Source organism: Moorena sp. SIO4E2 (assembly GCF_010671945.1).
Classification (GTDB): Bacteria; Cyanobacteriota; Cyanobacteriia; order Cyanobacteriales; family Coleofasciculaceae; genus Moorena; species Moorena producens.
This window is the reverse complement of record NZ_JAAHIE010001227.1, coordinates 1-1,390: the sequence shown is the minus strand read 5'-3', so window position 1 is coordinate 1,390 and position 1,390 is coordinate 1. Positions and strand designations below refer to the sequence as shown.

1 protein-coding gene and 1 pseudogene are annotated in these 1,390 nt (G+C 42.3%); one reads left to right on the top strand and one right to left on the bottom strand.

What is annotated here, in order from left to right; all coding sequences use genetic code 11:
* Positions 1-110: 110 nt before the first annotated feature.
* Entirely contained in the window at positions 111-248 is a 138-nt protein-coding gene (locus F6K37_RS42450) for a hypothetical protein (RefSeq protein ID WP_287257224.1), read from the bottom strand.
* A 530-nt stretch (positions 249-778) separates the two neighbouring features.
* Here F6K37_RS42450 and F6K37_RS42445 point away from each other — a divergent pair.
* A pseudogene (locus F6K37_RS42445) lies at positions 779-1,390 on the top strand (RNA-guided endonuclease InsQ/TnpB family protein); the annotation flags it as partial.

Below are 1,390 nucleotides of genomic sequence, written 5' to 3'. Positions count from 1 at the left end.
TGGAATTGGCCAAACAAGCAGGTGGTAAATATTATCATTTACCGAAAGCAAATGATAAAGCGATCGCAGCTATGACTAAGAATGCGATCGCAGATATTACATCTCGGTAATTAGCAAAGGGAATAGGGAATAGGGAATAGGGAACAGGGAATAGGGAACAGGGAATAGGGAATAGGGAACAGGGAGTAGGGAGTGCTCACGGCTGTTCGCGTAGCGTGGCCATTCGCGTAGCGTGGCCTAAAGGCCAAGGCCAACGGCTGATAGCTGTTGGCGTAGCCTGGGCGTAGCGCATATGCTTACCTAGGATATTTCTTGGGCCAAGGGGTTTCTATAGCGTTTCTCATAGCTATGAGGTACACATTATTTTTTCCCTCTTTCCTCTTCCCACTTCCGACTTCCCTCTTCCGAAGTCCCTGCTCCCTGCTCCCTGTTCCCTAAAACCTAGAGATTTGTACCTCATGAGTAGAAGAATTGCTATAGTGAGTAAAGTTGATAGAATTTGCCCAAAAGATGACCGAAAAATCTAAGGGCGCAAGCCCCTGAATTCTATTCATGGGGTTAGCCTTTGAAAGTTACCGTAAGAATAGTGGAGCCTTAATCAATAAGTTTTTTACCCTTTTCTGCATAGCCTGCCAACCATAAAGGCTCCACTATTCTAAGGTTTCGTCTTTTGAGGGAATTTATTCCCTGATCAATCTCCGGGAACTTTTCTCGGAAGACATCAACTATAATAATAAGTAAATTCAACAAACTAAGGAGGTGATTAAAAGTGTTTGTAATGGAGTTCAAAGCTGTACTCAAAAAGTCCCAAAAAGTCGCAATAAATGAAGCTCTTAGGACAGCAAAATTTGTCCGCAACAAAGTGCTTCGATATTGGATGGATAACAGAGGGGTCGGCAAAAAAGAACTCTACCGTTACAACACTCAACTCAGGGATGAATTTAACTTTGTCAAAGAACTTAATAGTCATGCCTGTCAAGCTTCTGTAGAAAACGTAGAACGGGCGATTAAGCGCTTCTACGACAACTGCCAGAAAAAGGTACCAGGTAAAAAGGGTTATCCTAAATTCAATAAACATTGTCGCTCCGTTGAATATAAGCAATCTGGGTGGAAGTTTTCACCAGATAAAAAGTCTATTATATTTAGCGATAAAAAAGGAATTGGGAAGGTTAAACTCAAGGGTAAATGGGACTTGTGGCAGTTTGAACAGAAGCAAATCAAGCGGGTTCGGATAGTACGTCGAGCTGATGGTTATTATGTTCAGGTTTGCGTCAAAGTAGACAATCATGAAGAACTAGAGCCAACTGGGAACACCATCGGTTTAGATGTCGGACTAAAAGATTTTTATACGGATTCCGACGGACATGCTGAACCTAATCCACGGTTCTAA